Here is a 17,844-nt window from a genome sequence, read left to right on the forward strand (position 1 = left end):
TAGTAAAAAAACATAAGGGTTTATAATTTCAAGAAAAATCATGATAGCTCTTGCATTGTTAATGGAGCTCACAAATGCTTTTGAAGATTAAAGATGTTTGTCGTATTTTAAAAATTAGTAGAAATACGTTGTATAACTTGCAGCAAAAAGATTCTTCATTCCCAAAGCCGATAAAATTTGGCGATAAAAAGCAAGCTCGAATTTTTTATCGTGAAAATGAAGTTAAAAGTTGGGTTTTGAATTTAAGTCCTTCGGATTATGAATTGGAGAATAATAATGAATGTAAGTAAAAAAATTAAACTTTTACAAATGAAAGATGTGAAAAATGAAAATACTCAATGGTTATGGGAAAATTGGCTACCATTAGGTAAATTAACTTTACTTGCGGGCCCTGCTGGTGTTGGTAAAACAACATTATTAATGGATATTGCTGCAACAATTTCTAATGGTGGAACATTACCATTTCAATCTATTTATTCTAATATGTGTAGTGTTGTTATCTACTCAACAGAAGATGATATTGAAACAACACTTAATCCAAGGCTGACAGCGTGTGGTGCGAATAATTCTAATATATATTATATTACTGGAACTCTTAAAAAGGAGGATAAGGTAGAATATTTTGATCCAACTCAGGATTTTAAATTAATAGAAAATTGTTTAATTGAAGACTCAAATATTAAATTAATTATAATTGATCCAATAGTTTCTGTAATATCTGGAGATATGCATAAATCAAATGAAGTCCGAAAATCTTTGGCTATATTTGTTGAACTCGCTCAAAAATATAATTGTGCAATTGTCGGTATAACACATTTTTCCAAAAGTAATCTACCTACTGCTTCTCCCGTAGATAAAATTATTGGTTCCCAAGCATTTACTGCGTTTGCAAGAATGGTGTGGATTATTTTAGTAATTAATGGAAAAAAGATTTTAGTTAGAGCAAAAAGTAATATTACAAGATTGAAAGGTGCATTAGTCTATGAAATCGAAGACTTTATAGTTGATATAAATATCAATACAACTCGTGTTAAATGGACTGAATATCTTGAAAGTGATTATGATGAACTTTTGAAATATGACTCGAAAGAAAATGCAATAGAGAAAGATTCTACTATTTCTCGTGCTCGGCTTTTAATCTTAGATTACTTGAGTGAAGAACAAGTAATTGAGTCTAAAAAACTTGAGAAATTTATTATTCATACTAACAAAGTAAGCGAGAGTACATATCGCAGAGCAATTAAACTTTTAAAAAATGAAAGTAAGATTGAATCTATTAAGAAAAAAGAATGGTTTTGGAGATTAATTAATGAATAAGTTGAATGTATTTAATTAAAGTATTGATTTTAAAAGCTTTTAACTTATTCATATATAATGTATGAATAAGTTAAACTATTTAAATATCAAATGGTTACAAAACTTATTCAAGATATTCATGGTTTTTAAGGTGTTATATTACAAAAAATTACATATAATTTTCTATGTATCCGACTTTGTATCATTTTATTCTTTTAAAAATAAATCATTTATTTTTCAGTATTATACAGGATAGTATGGTAACGTGTGGGCCCACCAGTTTTTGTAATCATATGCACAACTTTGCAATGATTTAATATATAAACCCATGAATTATAATGATTCATGGGTTTTTTATTTTTTTGCAATATGCTGCACTGTAATATAGAAAGCTTTTCCTTATAGGATTTGTGATCTATATAATTTAACTTCACTTTACTTTTAAATGGCTAAAAATTAAGTATAAAAATCAAGATTTAATAACACGACAATAAATATCTAACCGATAAGTCGTAGATGCACCAACGATGTATGGTTTATCTTCCGCGACCTGACATTCATACTCCACACTCTGAGGCCATTTAGGTTGTGTATCAAAAGGGCTTTGTTGCACAAAGATTTGAAATGCAAAGCGCCCCTAATTAAGCTAAATTTAAGGCGTAACTTAGGTAAGTGGTCGACCTAATTCCGTAACTCTGTTAAGGACTGCTACACGTGCATGGATCTCATTCACTTGGCTATCAAAACTCCTTGCACTGAGTTTATCTCCTAATAATTTGATGCAATGCATCTTAGTTTCAACCAAACTTCGCCGATGATAGCCTGACCATTTTTTCCATAGTGTCTTGCCTAAACGTTTAATTGTTCGAAATAATTCATTTCGCTCTAGCGAGCTACTCTTTGTATCTTTCCATGGTTTCGCATTTTTTCTAGGTGGAATCACCGCATGCGCTTGCCGATCTGCAATGACCTGACGGCATTGCTTGGTGTCATAAGCTCCATCGGTATAAACAGAGTCAATTTGCTCATGTTATGGAATCTGATTAAGTAAATCACCAAGCACCTGTGAATCACTGACATTATTGGTTGTGAGCTGAATAGCGCGTATTTGTAGGGTTTTAGCATCTATTATACCAATATGTAGTTTACGACATTGGCGACGATATTCAGCTCCATGTTTCTTGCGTTTCCATTCGCCCTCACCTAGAAACCTCATGCCTGTAGAGTCTACGAGTAGATGCAGCCCATCGCTACTTTTTTTTGGTAGCTGATTGCAATATCAATATGCTTTTGTCTTCTACAAATGGTGGAATACGAATATCACTGATATTCGGGGCTGTCCAATCTAATCTACAAAGATGAATAAAACTTTCAACAGAGCCAGTGACCATACGTAAAGACAAACGGAATAGAGATTTAATCATCAGACAGCATTGGATAGCAGCATCAGAATAGGTTTGATTTCGACCATGCTTGCCCTTTGGTTGAGCGTACCATTGAGTTTTGGGATCAAACCAAATAGAGATATTTCCTCGATTGATTAATGCTCTGTTATAAGAAGGCCAATTGGTTGTGCGATAGATTTTAGATGTGGACTTATTCATTTGAGAATTATAATGTTGAATAAGCCTTTAACGGTAGATTTGAGCAACAAAGCCCATCTAAACCATTCATGCAAATTGTCATATCAAACAAAGAGGCTGTACGAGTTGACCAGTGTGTTACGCCATGGATCAATTAATCTTGCTTCGGGTTAAGTAAAATTAAGATAATGCTTGCATGACCTTGATGTAAATCTTAGCTGGTAGCCATATTTAGAGTTGACTCAATAAATATAAAAACTTACTTTTTGAGATATTAAATTTGTTTTATTCTTTGATAATATTTAAACAACTCTATAATTTTAAAAAATATGATTAATCGAAAATTCGCTTTTATTTTCCTCTCAAGCCTGACATTAGCGGCTTGTGCTAAAACGCCATCAGAGCCAAATGCATCTTCTCAAAAGCAAGCCAATCAGAAAGTTACAGATCCAAATTTACAGAGTGAAATTCATGAGCTTGTCGAGCGCACAAAGAAAAATATGGTGAATATACAAGGTGGTTCATTCATTATGGGAGATTTCGGCACCATCACCAAAGAACTAGAAAAAACAGCTCCAGATAGTGTGGCAGTAACGAATCCCAAAGGCAATGTCGAGACACCTCCCTATAATAGCTATGTAGGTTATTCATCTGATAAGGATAATAAACCACCGCATAAAGTGGTCTTAGACAGCTTTAAGATGACCAATAATAAAATTACTTTGCAAGATTATTTGATCTATCTCAAGGCCACCAATCAAGTACAACCAGATTATTTAGAAGACTATCCAAAGGAAATTTTTCATAAACTCCCAGCAGGTGCAAATTGGTACAATGCACAAAAGTATTGTCAGTGGTTAGGCAATCAAATGGGGCAAAAAATGGATTTACCGACAGAAGCACAATGGGAATATGCTGCCCGAAACCGTGGACAATACCTTCTCTATGCAACCAATGATGGCACCATGAAAAATGGGGTAAATATTGCAAGCTATGAACAACTCAAAACCAATTCTGTTAAATATGGGTATAATAATTATGGACATCTTCCTATATTAGGAAAAGTATCACCAAATCCTTTGGGAATCTACGATATGGTGACAAATAATACTGAATGGGTCAGAGATTGGTATAGCGAAAACTACTATGCAGAGTCACCTGTTAAGAATCCACAAGGCCCTAAAGATGGCACAGAAAAAGTCTTGCGCAGCTCCTTTCCACAAGGTGGTGATAATGCTGCTGGTGGTGATGGCATGAATATTTACCGTCAAAAAGCCCCTCCATCCGCTATGTTCAAAGAGCATGGCAATACTATTGATGGAAGCCAAGATACCGCATTTCGTTGTATAAATTAATTTAAACTTTATACGTTCCATTTTGGTTATTTGATTCTAGTGAAGTATCAATCATCTCAATATTGCTTACCAACAGTGTATCTCTATCAAAAGGACCTGCTCCAATTCAGCTTTATTTTTTCGCATCAAATTGAAATCAATAAATAATAAGCTAATACAATGCTTACGTGACTTTGATGTAGGCGTTAGGTGGTAATCCTCTTCAGCCTATTCCCTTAATTTATATTGAAAAATCGAAAGAGCTTTTTATTTATCCATCATTTTAAACATCGTAAATTCAAAATTATCTTTTGCACTGATTTCTTCTGTCCGCTGTAAATTCATTTTATTTTTTCTTATCACATCATCATGCCAAACAGGCAATGGTTTGATATGCAATAAAATTCTTCGCGCCACAAAGTTACACACATCAAAGGGATAAGAAAACAATGCTGGAACCCAATTATAGTGATAAATGATCCGAAATGACTTCCAGGTCTCTTCCCAGCTTTCTTTTGCGCCTTGAACATTTTGACAATAAGTCAGTTGTGTAAAAGGATCAATGGTACCGTACATAGGGTGAGGTTTCGGATAAAGCTCTTCTGGTCCTTTCATCATAAAATGACAAATAAAAGTCCATAAACCTTGAGTACGGAATATTCCAATCATTGGAAAGCCAATCACAAAGGTATGTTTTAGGATGCCGTCTTCGATGATATGTGCCCGAAGCTCTCGTAATGGAATGCCAGACAACCCAAAACTACTGCCCATAATATAAACTACATCTGTCCATTTCTTTTCTATATATTCTTGATCATTAATATAGAAAAAAACTTTACCTGTTTTTCTATTAAAAAGAACAGGCTTACAAATAGGTTGTTTATGGTCGTATTTAAAATATGGACTCATAAATGCATAAAAGACAAGTATTATAAAAAATAAATAAACAATTATAATAAATACATACATACCAATCCCATCATCAAAAAATGGATTAGTTAAAAAATAAATCAGCAAACCAATTGAAAACAACCATATAGGTAAAATAAAAATAAACATGCTTATAGACTTACCTAGCCGAGCATAAGATTGATCAATCAATTCAATATAATCATCATTCATGCTAATAAATGACCAGTTATGATTTCTCTTAGAATCATTGTCAACTTTGAGTAGAATATCCCCTTCATCTAAATGAGAAAAAGGAATATTCTGCTCAAACACATCATAACCAAAGACGTGTTTTTTAATTTTACTTTTCATATTAATTGTATACCGACTTTAGGCCCAACATTTGTTGTTGAATAGTATCAAACCTAATTATACTTTGATCCGTTGATAATAAACATTTACGAATCCATTTTTGGATATCATTATCTTGGGCAAAATATGCAATTAAAGATAAAATAGACTTTTTCATTTCTTATCAGAATAATCCTCAGGATAAGGATCATCTTTAATAACTTTTCGATAATCGTAAATAGATTCTAAAATTAATTTCTCTGATGTATCTTCATGTCGTGCAGTAAATAGATATATTTCTTGAGGATTTTTAAAGCCATACAAGTCAAAAATTTGTTCTGAGTTTTCACTGAGATATATTAATGAAGCTGCGGAACTTTTAATAATATACATAAATAAAAAATAAAAAGTAAAAATCGCAGAAAAGAATATTAAAAAATTTACTAAATCAAAATTTTGAGGGAGTACAATTATAAAAGTGAAAGCAATAACACAAGTTAGTGTAAACCATACTAGCCCCCCCTTGTTTGTGGATTTTTTAAAATTTGTTATCGAGGCCCCCATTCCAACTTGCATGTGTAGGATGCCTGTTGAAGGGCTTAGAACAGAAAATAACTCATAAACATTTTCTTCAATTTTTTTCGCAACACAAACTACATATTCATTCTGTTGTAATAAAACACGATGAAATTGGCCAACGCATATCTTTCCATTAATTTTCATAACAAGAGTTTCGATATGCAAACGTGACTGAGAAGCCAAAAATACACTTTGTGTTCCCAAAGTAACATTGCCTGCTAAGGTTCCAAGAATTGCAGATGAAGCTATTAATGAGTCTCCCTTTCCACCTAGAGCATTTAATACACCCTGATAAACTTCTAACTCTCTAATATAGCCTTCTAATTTAATCATATCTTCTCTATACATACTTATAAGCTCACAACAGCCTTAGCAAACTCTTGATACTCTTCATCTTCATTTTTAAAAGGCGTCTCTTTACTATTTGCTTTCCTAAAAGGTGTTTTTTGACACCAATCTTCTAAAGCATCGTCAGACCCATTTTTTAGTTCTATTTCAACAGCAACCAGACTTAATGTTATTACATTCAAACCAGCAATCACACGTACACTCATTAAAAAGCCATGACTGCATGTTGCGACAGTTTTGTTGTCACATTTTTAAGTACAGCTGAACCCAGATGTGGCGCAACAGCACTAACAAGAAGACCAATCTGTCCAACGGTAAGTGCTAACTTGATAAAAATCTACCAGACAACTAAATTGGTCCGCATATAACCAACCTTTAATCAAGCGACGAAATATTTCAATCTGGTTTGATCCTAAGACCCAATGGTATGCGTAACCACAAAGTTAGCACGGACAAAATCAAACTTATTCCGATACAGCGATTCAATGCTGTTTTAATAATCAAATCTCTATTCCACCTTACTTTACGCATAGTCACAGGCTTTGCTAAAGCCTGATTAAACTCTGTGGCTGAGCAGCCCCGAATATCAGTGATATTTGTACTCTACCCTTTGTAGACGACTAAAGCATATGGATATTGTAATAAGCTATCAGAAAAGTTGTAGTGGGTTACACTTACTCATCGACTCTAAGAGTTTAAAATTTTTAGCTAAATGCGAATGGAAGCGTAAAAAGCATCAGCCTGAATAACGTCGGCAATGGCATAAACTGCATATTGGTATTGATGCTGAAACGCTTCAAAGACGTGCTGTTCAGCTTACGAAAAATAATGTCAGTGATTCACAAGTACTTAGTGATTTTCTGGAACAAATACCACTAGATGAGGGAATAGATTCTGTCTATACCAATGGGGCGTACGACACGAAGTGCTGCAGACAAGTGAATTTAGATCGTCAAGCACATGCAGTGATTCCACCTAAGAAAAATGCAAAACCATCGAAAGATAAAAAGCTAGCTCGCTAGAGCGAAATAAGTTACTTCAAACGGTTAAACATTTAGGCAGAACTCTATGGAAAACTGTCAGGCTATCACCGTCGCAGTTTGGTGGAAACCAAGATGCATTGCATCAAATAATTAGGAGATAAGCTGACGGCAAGACATTTTCAAAGTCAGGTTAATGAAATTTATGCGCGTGTGGCAGTTCTGAATAGGTTTACGGAATTAGGTAGACCTCACACCCAAGTTGTTACTAAATTTAAATGGATTGGGGATAACTCACCCTTTGAAGGTTTATGCATCAAAGCCTTTTACAACAAGGAATAGCCATTTCTGAAACCTGCTCAAGAATATCTAATATTGAAAATCTAAAAAATATCTATTGAGATACAAGCTCAAGACTCAATAACAAAACCACATTAATATCTTTTTACTATTAATTAAACATAATTATTATATAAAATATATGGTATTAATAAATCAACTATGGGGCCTATAAATTTCGGCCAATATTAAGACTCAACCTGTTCAGGCTTTCTTAAGTCCAAATAAAACTCAATAATTGACCAAATAACAATCAAAGCAAACATAGCAACAGCGAATAACACAGCAGTTAAATAAATCATGCTTGAGTTCTCCGTTAGAAAACGAGTTAAGACCAACAGGTTAAAAGTTTTAACCTACGACAAAAGTCTAATAAGAATTTCTGACGGTGCCTAGCCATATTTAGCAAATTTTTAAGAGTATTTTTATCTATGATGATAGCTTTGCTATATAAAATTTAACCGTTTTATTGCTAAAAAGTATAATTCTTCAATCCGCCCTTCTTATTCCAATTTGAAATATATGCACAATTCAGATCAAAGCTCACTTAAATCCTCTTGACTCATACGACAAACAAGCAGAAATTACACCTTTTTTAAATCACCGTATCACCGACTATGTTGAAAAAGTTTATTGGCGAATCTGCATTTAAATTGGCAGGCTGGAAATACCACGTAGAACCTGATGTTTTAGAAAATAAACAAGTGATCGTCGGCTTTGAACACACCTCAATGATGGATGCTGTTCTTTCATTGGCCCTTTGCCAAATTTACGACATCAAAATTCACACGCTGATTAAAAAAGAACTCTTTAAAGGTCCATTTAAACCTGTTCTTGAAGCGATTGGCGGTATTCCTGTAGACCGTAAAGCCAATAAAGACATAGTGACTCAAATGGTTGAGCATTTTGAAGCTAACGAAAAATTTAATTTAGTCATTGCTCCAGAAGCGACCCGTGCAGAACGTGGTGAAGCACGAAAACCGATTCGTACAGGCTTTTGGTATATTGCTAAAGCAGCAGGTGTGCCAATTGTATTAATGTATGCCAACTCAAAAACCAAACAAGGTGGTATTTTCGGTAAGATTTACCCGACTGAGCTCGATCACGATTTAGCTTTAATTAAGCAACTCTATAAAGATAAAGTAGGTTTAGATATCGTGATCCCAGAACCTAAAAATAAAGACTAAGCGCCATTCACGTTTTAACGAAATACGTATTTAAAGATATAAATGTCACGTGCTCCATGCATTGTGCATTTATATCTTCCTTTTATAAAAAGATCGAACTTACTCTTTCAGCCCGATTCTCATCATAAGAAAAATTACAGTACGAGTGTTTTGACATTTCTCATTATTTTCTCAAATTTGGATATTTTTTTTTCAACTACACATTTCCTGAAATCCAGTACTTTCACACAAAAAAGCCATTATGGTAGAATTTGCTCAATTTGATAGGCATAAGGCCAATCTACAAGGAGCATATTTCGCATGGCGGGTCATTCCAAGTGGGCTAATACTAAGCATCGTAAAGCAAAACAAGATGCAAGCCGCGCTAAAGTATTCACAAAATTTATCCGTGAAATCGTGACAGCTGCACGCTTAGGCGGCGGTGATGTAGCGTCTAACCCACGTTTACGTGCTGTTGTTGAAAAAGCATTAGTTGCAAACATGACACGTGACACCATTAACCGTGCGATCCAACGTGGTGTGGGCGGTGAAGAAAATACCGATCTAAAAGAAGTAACCTACGAAGGATATGGCGTTGGTGGTGTTGCGGTCATCATTGAAACAATGACGGATAACTTGAACCGTACTGTTCCTGACGTTCGTCATTGCTTCTCGAAAACTGATGGTAATTTAGGTACTGCAGGTTCAGTGGCTTATATGTTTACTAAACGTGGTGAGATTACTTTTGAAGATGTTTCTTTAGAAGATCAAATCATGGACATCGCTTTAGAAGCAGGTGCTGAAGACATCGAAGTAGATGAAGATGAAATTCTAGTTATCACCACACCTGAAACTTTCGGTGAGGTTCAGGATGCACTTGCAGCAGCAGGTTTAAAATCTGATAACGCCGAAGTGGTCATGAACCCTTCAACTAAAGCGTTAATTTCAGATATCGAACAAGCGAAAAAAATCATCAAAATGATTGATATGTTTGAAGATCTTGACGACGTTCAAAACGTGTATACCAACGTTGAATTCACCGATGAAGTGATGGCTGAGTTAGAAGCTCTATAGTTCAATCGAGTGAAGTATAAAACGCACCCTTCGGTGCGTTTTTTATTGCCTAGCTTTCAACTGTTTGAGTTTATATATGAGGGCTGCATTTAAACCTTATTTAATAAGCCATTACAGTTAAAAACATTATATTGTTTAATTACAAAGCTCGAATGTAATGCGACCACATGTTCAATTTTACCAATGCGTTTGAGTAAAATTTCACTATAATTTTCCATATCACGCGCAACGACTTCAACAATAAAATCTGCCGACTGCCCTGTCACTAAAAATGCATTGATTACTTCTGGAATACTTTCAAGTTCTTCTAAAAATTTAGCAAATGTATCGGTATCATGTTTGCTTAAGGACACCTGCAGCAGTACATGCAAACTAAAGCCCAATTTTTGATAATTAATTTCACGTTTTAGACCACTGATAATATTGTGATCAATCAATTGTTTGATCCGACGATGAACTGAACTGACCGATAAATTCACTCGCTCTGACAGTTCATTTAAATTGACATCTTCATGGGTCAAAATTTCTAAAATTTGTTTATCAAAACGGTCTAGTTCCATCAGTCTACTCCAGCCATTTTTGAAAACAGTGCTGATGATCCAGATTCATCAAACACCTGTTGTCATTTTCAATGTTATTTTAAGTTTTAAAATCAGCATTTATGTGCAAGTTTTCTCATGTATAGCATGATTTATTAAAAATAATAAAGCTCATATGCATTATGAACATAATAATTTTCATATATATCGTGTTTAAATGAATGTTTTTTCATCAAAGTTTAGTTTTTATATTCTAAATAACGTCTTTAGACAACCTACCAATAAAGCTTCTCGATGTATTCCATTGATCTGAATAAATCAATTTCAGATAAAAGGGAAAGATATTTTATTTATATTTTTCAATTTTTTATTTTTACTTTATTTTTCAATGTGCGCTCTATTTCACATTTCATTTTTTTCACTTATTTACTTGGTTTGGTAATTACATTAAAAAATAGCGGCGGTTCATAAATATACAAAAAAACAAAAACGGAAGAATAAACATGGCAATTAAATCACTGAGTTCACTCAGCTCAAAATTAAGTTCTGTACTAAGTCCTTCCCTACAGCTCAGTACAATTAGCAGCACGGTCAGTAACCTACTTAGCCCACTTAAACCTACAACCAATATCACGGATACACTGACAGGATTATTGGGTAATTTAGGTGGCACAAAGTCTTTTGATTTTAGCGCACTGACTAAATCGCTTCCGCAAGTGATTAGCACGATTCAAAGTCTTACATCCAATAATGGTTCAAATTCGGATGCACTCAAGACATTGATGACAACTCTGCAACCACTCCTACAAAACTTAGGTAGCAACGCTGGCTCAACAGAGATGAATCAGTTGGTTCAATCTTTACCTACCATTGTCAACAGCTTGCAAAGTTTACTGAGTAGCACCAATAACCAAGGCAATCTTCCTGACAATATTAGTAGCGCTGTAAATGCCATAAAACCACTGCTTGCTATGCTTGGAAGCGCAACAGGGTCAACGGATGCAACACAAATTATCAATACACTCAACCAAGTTTTAGAATATGCGCAACCCATTATTCAGATGATCGGGAGCTCGTCTTCTGGAAACATCGACTTTGGGCAAATTGCACAAGGTGCAACGAGTGCCCTCCTACCTTTATTAGCTTCAATCAATAAAGACAACTCATCTATTGATATGGAACAATTGAGTCATGCTTTACCGACTGTGATTGGAAGTGTGACCAATCTAGTGACCGCCATTTCATCAGCCAACCAAGGCAATATCCCTGAGACCATTTCAGGGGTGATCAAAGGACTTAATCCGCTTTTAGATTTACTGGCAAAAAGCGATGTCATCGATACGGATCAGGCTCAAACCGTCAAAGCGATTTATGATGTATTAAATAGCGTGAGCACCATTTTGGATGTGGTCAACAATCCATCCTTACTGACGCTTTCAACTAATTTAAATCAAGTGATTGACTCGTTGAAACCAGTCATTGCCCTGATGGACAGTAATGGTGAAGCGACTCAGTTCCTCGATCAACTGACCATTCCAGATCTTGGCGATTTACTTGGCAATCTTGCTCCTGAAAAAATTGATCTTGGTTCTATCACGGATCAGTTCAACCAATTGACTGAAAACCTCACGGGCCAATTACCGAATATTAATGACCTATTGGAAAATTTAGGTTCTGCTCAAGGTGATTTTGATATCTCCACCATCATCCCAAGTATTAAGGATGCGCTAGGCAATATCTTCTACCCTGTTATGCCGCTGAATACTTTACAAGCCGATAGTATCAGTCCAGTGCTGAATATTTTGGATATTCAACAACAAAGCTATATTTAAGGATTGAAAGTCTAATAAAAAAAAGTGCGCCATTAGGCGCGCTTTTTTAAAGCAGCATGACGCAAAGTTTTCATATAAAGGGCTTATACACCACGCCAATCTACCCGTGCGTTACGTTCTGTTTGGTATATGCGTTGCACATATTGACCTAAAGGCAAATCGCTCAAATAGGCTTTGTAAGCTTTAAACTCTTCTGACAAGGTTTCGCCATGCTCTTTTTCCCACGGCGTTCCAACAATCTCTAATATCGGCGCCAACATTGAACACACTGCAATATCAGCCAAACCTAATCGGTCGCCTACAAAATAACGCCCACCTTGTTCGATCAGACGTTGATTTAAATCAACCACAATTTCGTCCAATCGCTCACGTGAAGCCGCAACCTTATCTGTATCTAATTGATAACCTTTAGAAACCAGTGCCTTTATAATGGGCTTGGAATATTTTTCAAACTGACGTAAATAGCCCTTTTCACCAATTAAAATATCAAGTGATTCTTCACTTTCATTTAATACATGTGCCAACCCCCAACGGCGCACATGTTGGCCTAACTCAATGGAGAGTTCATTAATTTCTAAAGCGTCTTCACGCAGTTTGACATCTGGACGGATCAGACTATGTTCGGGGTAGGTCGCATCCAAGTAAAAGGCGATTTGAGTTGAATCTGCAACCCAATGATCTTGATCACGTAAAATCGGTAATTTGTTTTGCCCTGTTTTAAGCTGTGCAAATGCACGATGTACACCCGGCATTAAATTATGAGCCACATAATCCAACTCTTTATGATCGAGTAACCAGCGCGCCTTTTCACAAAAATGTGAGAGTGGAAACTGGTAGAGAGTTCGCATAAATGCTCCAAGTTTTTGTTGTAACTGTGGTTTATAAAACCCAGTAATTTTATAGGGATACTTTAGTCACTGTGTTATTGAAACACAATGTCATTTTTGCACCTATTCTGCATCCGTAGTGCAACTCAAGCTTTATTCAGACGTGAATTCATCTCGATCTCAGCGCGATTCAATAAGTTATACATTCTCCTTCCCATATCACCTGACTTTATTATGGGTTTCATGTAAAATCATCCACAATTTTTTTATAATACTTTGTGAGTTATTTCATGGGTTTTAACTGTGGTATTGTCGGCCTGCCGAACGTTGGTAAATCAACGCTTTTCAACGCATTAACCAAAGCTGCGATTGCTGCTGAAAACTTCCCATTCTGTACAATTGAGCCAAATACTGGGATCGTACCTGTACCTGACCCACGTATGGATAAACTTGCTGAAATTGTAAACCCACAACGTGTTGTCCCAACCACGATGGAATTTGTGGATATCGCAGGTCTCGTTGCTGGTGCATCTAAAGGTGAAGGCCTTGGTAACCAATTCTTAGCTAACATTCGTGAAACGGATGCTATTGCACATGTTGTACGTTGTTTTGAAGACGAGAATGTCATTCACGTAAATGGCAAAATTGATCCACTTGACGATATCGCAACAATCAACACTGAACTTGCACTTGCTGACTTAGAAGCTGTTTCTAAAGCAATTACACGTCTAGCAAAATCTGCAAAAGGTGGCGATAAAGAAGCGATCGCGACCAAAGCTGTTTTAGACAAAATCTTACCTTTACTGGATGAAGGTAAACCTGCGCGTGCAGCTGACCTTGATGAAGATGAACGTAAATTGGTGCGTGGTTATGGCTTCTTAACCCTTAAACCAACCATGTATATTGCCAACGTTGCAGAAGATGGTTTCGAAAATAACCCTCACTTAGAAGCAGTGCAAAAATTAGCTGCTGAAGAAAATGCGATTGTGGTTCCACTTTGCAACCAAATCGAAGCAGAAATTTCATTACTTGAAGACGAAGACCGTGCGGAATTCCTTGAAGCTTTAGGCATGGAAGAACCTGGTCTAAACGTAGTTATTCGTGCAGGTTATGGCTTACTCGGCCTTCAAACATACTTCACAGCGGGTGTACAAGAAGTTCGTGCTTGGACAGTAAAAATTGGTGCAACTGCACCTCAAGCTGCTGGTGTGATTCACACTGACTTCGAAAAAGGCTTTATTCGTGCTGAATGTGTTGCCTACAACGACTTCGTTCAATACAACGGTGAAGCTGGCGCTAAAGAAGCAGGTAAATGGCGTTTAGAAGGTAAAACATACATCGTTCAAGATGGCGATGTTTTACACTTCCGTTTTAACGTATAAGACAGTACTCATAAGAAGCCAGCAATTTGCTGGCTTTTTTAATTTCAGGCAAAAGCTCAAGCCAAAAAATAAGCATATTTAAAAACTTAAAACCTACTTAAAAACAAAATTATATCGACACGAATACATGATTTGGTTGCCGAGTCACCACAGTGCAACGACTTAAATCTCTACCGTTCTGCTATAAATTTACTCATAGGCACTAATGCCTATTTTCATAGAACAATAGCAATGAAAAAAATCAGCAAAATTCTAACAGCAGGTATCTTTACAATGCTTAGTGTAACTGCGTTTGCATGTCCACAAGGCACCACACTTACAGGTGGCACAGGTGCAAACCATAAAGGTGGTACTTGTGTTTCCATTGCTAAAGATGCAAAACATCAGGACCGTACTGCTACACATGCAGCACAAGTTGCACAGCATGATGCAAAAGTCGCTCGACACGATACAAAACAAGCCAGCCAATTGGCTCAGAGTAAAGTGAAACATAATCAAAAATTAGCAAAACATGATGCAGCTCAAGCACAGCATCTTGCAACACAAGCAAAATCAGAAGCTAAAACTTCAGCCCATGCTGCCAAAGCTGCAAATACTGACGCAAAAGCAAAAATCGCTGCACAAAAGGTGGCAGCGGAACAACATAAAGTTGCTGTGAAATCCTAAACAGTTGAGAATTAACACATCGTAAAAAAGCCGGAATTATCCGGCTTTTTTATTCAAATCATTTATGGGTGAGCAATATGTAATGCTTTTGCATCCATCTCTGCGCGCTGTCTTCTTGCTTCTGTCAGCATGCTTTGTTCAAGCTCTTTACGAAAGCCGAGTAGAAACACAAACTCAGCTAGAACAAATAAAGGTCCTATTGCCAAGCCAATAACATCATCCATAAACGCAGGCTTTTTCTTTTCATAATAATGACCGATAAATTGGATGATCCAACCCACTACAAAGATCCCCACACTCCAAATCAGCCATGACATAAGGCTCATTTTTGCGATCATTAAGGCTAAGGGATATGTGATTGCAAACACCAAAAGCATAATCAAACCGAAAATTTTATCTAAACTCAGGTAATAAATTACACTGGCAATAATCAACAACAATGCAAGGGTCAGTTCAAAACCTGAAATCATCAGCCCTGCTCGTGCGGTTAGACACATAATCGAAAATACAATAAGCGGAATACCCACAAAATGCGTCAGCACATTTTTTCGATCTAAATGATATGCTGCATATTGGCTTAACAGTCTTTCAAGTTTGCTCATTAACTTACTCCTTGTTCATTCACTCATTTCACTATATAAAAAATGCATCAATAAAGTTGTCATCTAATAGACAAGTTGGACCATAAAATAAGGATATGCTGTGCTGGACGCTCAATATGTGCATCAACTCAATAAAAATGTGTGGTATTCAGGCTTAAATATTTCCTTCCAAGACTTTATCTGCCGCCATGCCCTGACCTTAACTTTCGAAAAAGACGCTCGTGTTTTTTTATCAGGACAGCGTTTTAATGGTATGTATGCAGTCTTAGAAGGCGCAGTTCGCTTAGGCTATATTGATATTCATGGCAAAGAAGCGATTGCCGCCATTGCTGAGCCGATTATGTGGTTTGGCGAAATATCCTTGGTTGACCAATTACCACGCTCTCACGATGCCATCTGTACCAAAAAGTCCACCTTATTACACTTACCGGCTCAAGCAATTCAGCAATTATTACAACAACACCCTGAGTTTTGGTTTCATTTTGCCCAGCTCACCAGTCAAAAACTTCGCTATGCCTTTATGGAACTCATTGCCTTACAAACGCAAAGTTTAAGTCAACGTCTCGCACAGCGTCTGCTGTTTATTTTAAATGGATATGGAAATCATTTGGAAATTGAGCAACACACCATACACATCTCACAGGAACAACTCGCGCAACTGATGAATTGCTCAAGACAATCCGTTAATCAGGAGCTTCAGCAGTTGGAAAAAATGCAGGTGCTTCGTGTTGCGTTTAAACAAATTGAAATTTTAGATCTAGCGCAGTTACATCAGATTGCTCATGCACTTCCTGTGCATGATGTCTGACATTTGTGATTTAAATAAGTGCATTTAATTGCACCAGAATGATTCTTTATCATTATTTTGCTTTTATTTGTGGCACTTCGCTTTATCGAGTTTTGATCACGACAATAATTGGCAAACATTTACACTGTCAAAACCATTTGTACATGCTGCAACTTCTTGAGTTGATGCTTCTGATTTATCTTCAGTCGCTGCTTGTACATTGACCGCTGTAGTCAAAACAGCCAAAACCGATAACTTCATTAATGTTTTTTTCATCTTAATCACCTATTCAACGTCTTTAATTTAACTTACATACTTCATCTTTTACGTAGTAATTTTTACATACTTTATCAAATAATGATAATTTTAATTTTTTATCACATTATCCATACTTTATATTATTAATATTTTAAAGATATTAATTAAAGAGAAGGTCAGACGACTGGCGTTCTAAAATGGGGGATTTTTATCAATAAATTTTTCTCAAAAGATATTTTTACTATTCATTATCAATGCTTTATCTATTTAACTTCAGAAAAAACCATGCAATTTGGAATTTAGCTCAATACTACGGCAGCGCACTGATTTAATTTTTATAAGAAATAGCGATGCTTTTAGGAGGATTTTCCAATCCTCTCTTATAGATTTATTCTTGTTTTTTGATATTTTCCAAAAAAAAAGCAGTGAAACTTCACTGCTTTGATCAAGTTAAACGCCTATTTTTTTCGGATCGGTATTTCCGAGTTCAGGGTTTTCAATCGCACCTTTGCATTGATTTTTATCACGCTCATAATCAGCTTGCTTCTGTGCAACAGTCGAACTCTGATCAATACTTTCTCGTGCCCAAATTTCCAGACTTGTCAAAGCCTTACGGCACAGTGCATATTTCCCTTCAGTCACAGAATCGGTCATTTTGACATTGATACGCCATTCCGTACTCAACTTACGCGCCGGAACTCGAACTTTCTCTTCCATCTGATCGACTTGCTTTGCATAAACAATCGGATCAACTTTATTGATAAACGCCCAAGCTTTGGCAGCATACTCCGTTGCATCATTGGTTAATTTGGGTGCTGCTTTAATTTCGACTTGAGCTTGTTCAGCTCCATCATTACCGCAGGCCTGCAACAACACCGTGCTGCTCAATAATGAAACAATCAGTATCCCACGCATCTTTAACCTCTGCATATCCGGCTCATTTCAGCAAACATATTCGGCAATATGCTAGTGAATTCGCGTACAATACTCAATCATCATTTGACCTGTTG

The 17,844-nt window shown here is 36.1% G+C and carries 17 protein-coding genes and 2 pseudogenes; 10 read left to right on the top strand and 9 right to left on the bottom strand.

Translation table 11 applies throughout. The features are described 5' to 3' along the window. Positions 1-74 precede the first annotated feature (74 nt). Positions 75-290, top strand: coding sequence for a helix-turn-helix transcriptional regulator (locus tag G0029_RS10360; protein ID WP_168407858.1), 216 nt, complete (start codon positions 75-77; stop codon positions 288-290). Then, complete coding sequence (locus G0029_RS10365) at positions 277-1,317, top strand: AAA family ATPase (RefSeq protein WP_180109829.1); 1,041 nt, start codon at positions 277-279, stop codon at positions 1,315-1,317. The genes G0029_RS10360 and G0029_RS10365 overlap by 14 nt, the downstream gene beginning before the upstream one ends. Positions 1,318-1,960: 643 nt before the next feature. Here the strand turns inward: G0029_RS10365 and G0029_RS10370 are convergent. Beyond that, positions 1,961-2,900: pseudogene (locus G0029_RS10370) on the bottom strand (IS5 family transposase). Between the two features lie 308 nt (positions 2,901-3,208). Here G0029_RS10370 and G0029_RS10375 point away from each other — a divergent pair. Further along, positions 3,209-4,234, top strand: coding sequence for a formylglycine-generating enzyme family protein (locus G0029_RS10375; protein WP_180108268.1), 1,026 nt, complete (start codon positions 3,209-3,211; stop codon positions 4,232-4,234). A 246-nt stretch (positions 4,235-4,480) separates the two neighbouring features. On the opposite strand, the gene G0029_RS10380 is transcribed toward G0029_RS10375, so the two are convergent. From G0029_RS10380 to G0029_RS10390, 3 genes are all read right to left on the bottom strand, one after another. Further along, positions 4,481-5,476, bottom strand: coding sequence for a hypothetical protein (locus tag G0029_RS10380; protein WP_180109828.1), 996 nt, complete (start codon positions 5,474-5,476; stop codon positions 4,481-4,483). Between the two features lie 153 nt (positions 5,477-5,629). Then, positions 5,630-6,367 carry a putative type VI secretion system effector gene (locus G0029_RS10385; protein WP_227591812.1) on the bottom strand — a complete coding sequence of 246 codons (738 nt, stop codon included), beginning with the start codon at positions 6,365-6,367 and terminating at the stop codon, positions 5,630-5,632. A gap of 17 nt (positions 6,368-6,384) precedes the next feature. Next, a complete protein-coding gene (locus G0029_RS10390; RefSeq protein WP_180108271.1) occupies positions 6,385-6,588 on the bottom strand; it encodes a hypothetical protein in 204 nt (67 codons plus the stop codon). 127 nt (positions 6,589-6,715) lie between these two features. On the opposite strand from G0029_RS10390, the pseudogene G0029_RS10395 reads away from it, so the two are divergent. From G0029_RS10395 to G0029_RS10405, 3 genes and pseudogenes are all read left to right on the top strand, one after another. Continuing rightward, positions 6,716-7,632, top strand: a pseudogene (locus tag G0029_RS10395) (IS5 family transposase); the annotation flags it as partial. 686 nt (positions 7,633-8,318) lie between these two features. Beyond that, entirely contained in the window at positions 8,319-8,888 is a 570-nt protein-coding gene (locus G0029_RS10400) for a 1-acyl-sn-glycerol-3-phosphate acyltransferase (RefSeq protein WP_168379638.1), read from the top strand. 300 nt (positions 8,889-9,188) lie between these two features. After that, entirely contained in the window at positions 9,189-9,941 is a 753-nt protein-coding gene (locus G0029_RS10405; protein ID WP_078194353.1) for a YebC/PmpR family DNA-binding transcriptional regulator, read from the top strand. Positions 9,942-10,030: 89 nt separating this feature from the next. Here G0029_RS10405 and G0029_RS10410 read toward each other — a convergent pair whose 3' ends face one another. Further along, entirely contained in the window at positions 10,031-10,501 is a 471-nt protein-coding gene (locus G0029_RS10410; RefSeq protein ID WP_067763303.1) for an Lrp/AsnC family transcriptional regulator, read from the bottom strand. A gap of 482 nt (positions 10,502-10,983) precedes the next feature. Here G0029_RS10410 and G0029_RS10415 point away from each other — a divergent pair, with 482 nt between their 5' ends. Further along, positions 10,984-12,312 carry a hypothetical protein gene (locus G0029_RS10415; protein ID WP_180109827.1) on the top strand — a complete coding sequence of 443 codons (1,329 nt, stop codon included), beginning with the start codon at positions 10,984-10,986 and terminating at the stop codon, positions 12,310-12,312. Between the two features lie 83 nt (positions 12,313-12,395). On the opposite strand, the gene G0029_RS10420 is transcribed toward G0029_RS10415, so the two are convergent. Continuing rightward, complete coding sequence (locus tag G0029_RS10420) at positions 12,396-13,160, bottom strand: glutathione S-transferase family protein (RefSeq protein WP_180012150.1); 765 nt, start codon at positions 13,158-13,160, stop codon at positions 12,396-12,398. 269 nt (positions 13,161-13,429) lie between these two features. Between G0029_RS10420 and ychF the strand changes: the two genes are divergently transcribed. Both ychF and G0029_RS10430 read left to right on the top strand, forming a co-directional pair. Then, complete coding sequence (ychF, locus tag G0029_RS10425; RefSeq protein ID WP_078189045.1) at positions 13,430-14,521, top strand: redox-regulated ATPase YchF; 1,092 nt, start codon at positions 13,430-13,432, stop codon at positions 14,519-14,521. A 273-nt stretch (positions 14,522-14,794) separates the two neighbouring features. Then, positions 14,795-15,187 carry a hypothetical protein gene (locus tag G0029_RS10430; RefSeq protein WP_180023570.1) on the top strand — a complete coding sequence of 131 codons (393 nt, stop codon included), beginning with the start codon at positions 14,795-14,797 and terminating at the stop codon, positions 15,185-15,187. A 62-nt stretch (positions 15,188-15,249) separates the two neighbouring features. On the opposite strand, the gene G0029_RS10435 is transcribed toward G0029_RS10430, so the two are convergent. After that, entirely contained in the window at positions 15,250-15,789 is a 540-nt protein-coding gene (locus tag G0029_RS10435) for a DUF962 domain-containing protein (RefSeq protein ID WP_180108273.1), read from the bottom strand. A 100-nt stretch (positions 15,790-15,889) separates the two neighbouring features. Between G0029_RS10435 and G0029_RS10440 the strand changes: the two genes are divergently transcribed. Beyond that, on the top strand, positions 15,890-16,597 hold the full coding sequence (locus G0029_RS10440; protein ID WP_180109826.1) for a Crp/Fnr family transcriptional regulator: 708 nt from the start codon (positions 15,890-15,892) through the stop codon (positions 16,595-16,597). A 96-nt stretch (positions 16,598-16,693) separates the two neighbouring features. On the opposite strand, the gene G0029_RS10445 is transcribed toward G0029_RS10440, so the two are convergent. Both G0029_RS10445 and G0029_RS10450 read right to left on the bottom strand, forming a co-directional pair. Next, positions 16,694-16,852, bottom strand: coding sequence for a hypothetical protein (locus G0029_RS10445; RefSeq protein ID WP_227591814.1), 159 nt, complete (start codon positions 16,850-16,852; stop codon positions 16,694-16,696). A gap of 432 nt (positions 16,853-17,284) precedes the next feature. Next, positions 17,285-17,764 (bottom strand): hypothetical protein, encoded by a 480-nt coding sequence (locus tag G0029_RS10450; protein ID WP_180109825.1) that lies wholly within the window; start codon positions 17,762-17,764, stop codon positions 17,285-17,287. Between the last annotated feature and the right edge of the window lie 80 nt (positions 17,765-17,844).

The sequence above is a fragment of the Acinetobacter sp. YH12138 genome, from assembly GCF_015218525.1.
GTDB lineage: Bacteria > Pseudomonadota > Gammaproteobacteria > Pseudomonadales > Moraxellaceae > Acinetobacter > Acinetobacter amyesii.

Bases quoted from the DNA above. Each gene is read 5' to 3' on its own strand.
- G0029_RS10435 (WP_180108273.1), bottom strand. From the start codon at position 15,789: ATGAGCAAACTTGAAAGACTGTTAAGCCAATATGCAGCATATCATTTA.
- G0029_RS10445 (WP_227591814.1), bottom strand. From the start codon at position 16,852: ATGAAAAAAACATTAATGAAGTTATCGGTTTTGGCTGTTTTGACTACA.
- G0029_RS10365 (WP_180109829.1), top strand. From the start codon at position 277: ATGAATGTAAGTAAAAAAATTAAACTTTTACAAATGAAAGATGTGAAA.
- G0029_RS10405 (WP_078194353.1), top strand. From the start codon at position 9,189: ATGGCGGGTCATTCCAAGTGGGCTAATACTAAGCATCGTAAAGCAAAA.
- G0029_RS10415 (WP_180109827.1), top strand. From the start codon at position 10,984: ATGGCAATTAAATCACTGAGTTCACTCAGCTCAAAATTAAGTTCTGTA.
- G0029_RS10360 (WP_168407858.1), top strand. From the start codon at position 75: ATGCTTTTGAAGATTAAAGATGTTTGTCGTATTTTAAAAATTAGTAGA.
- G0029_RS10420 (WP_180012150.1), bottom strand. From the start codon at position 13,160: ATGCGAACTCTCTACCAGTTTCCACTCTCACATTTTTGTGAAAAGGCG.
- G0029_RS10375 (WP_180108268.1), top strand. From the start codon at position 3,209: ATGATTAATCGAAAATTCGCTTTTATTTTCCTCTCAAGCCTGACATTA.
- G0029_RS10380 (WP_180109828.1), bottom strand. From the start codon at position 5,476: ATGAAAAGTAAAATTAAAAAACACGTCTTTGGTTATGATGTGTTTGAG.
- G0029_RS10430 (WP_180023570.1), top strand. From the start codon at position 14,795: ATGCTTAGTGTAACTGCGTTTGCATGTCCACAAGGCACCACACTTACA.
- G0029_RS10400 (WP_168379638.1), top strand. From the start codon at position 8,319: ATGTTGAAAAAGTTTATTGGCGAATCTGCATTTAAATTGGCAGGCTGG.
- G0029_RS10410 (WP_067763303.1), bottom strand. From the start codon at position 10,501: ATGGAACTAGACCGTTTTGATAAACAAATTTTAGAAATTTTGACCCAT.
- G0029_RS10385 (WP_227591812.1), bottom strand. From the start codon at position 6,367: ATGATTAAATTAGAAGGCTATATTAGAGAGTTAGAAGTTTATCAGGGT.
- ychF (WP_078189045.1), top strand. From the start codon at position 13,430: ATGGGTTTTAACTGTGGTATTGTCGGCCTGCCGAACGTTGGTAAATCA.
- G0029_RS10450 (WP_180109825.1), bottom strand. From the start codon at position 17,764: ATGCAGAGGTTAAAGATGCGTGGGATACTGATTGTTTCATTATTGAGC.
- G0029_RS10390 (WP_180108271.1), bottom strand. From the start codon at position 6,588: ATGAGTGTACGTGTGATTGCTGGTTTGAATGTAATAACATTAAGTCTG.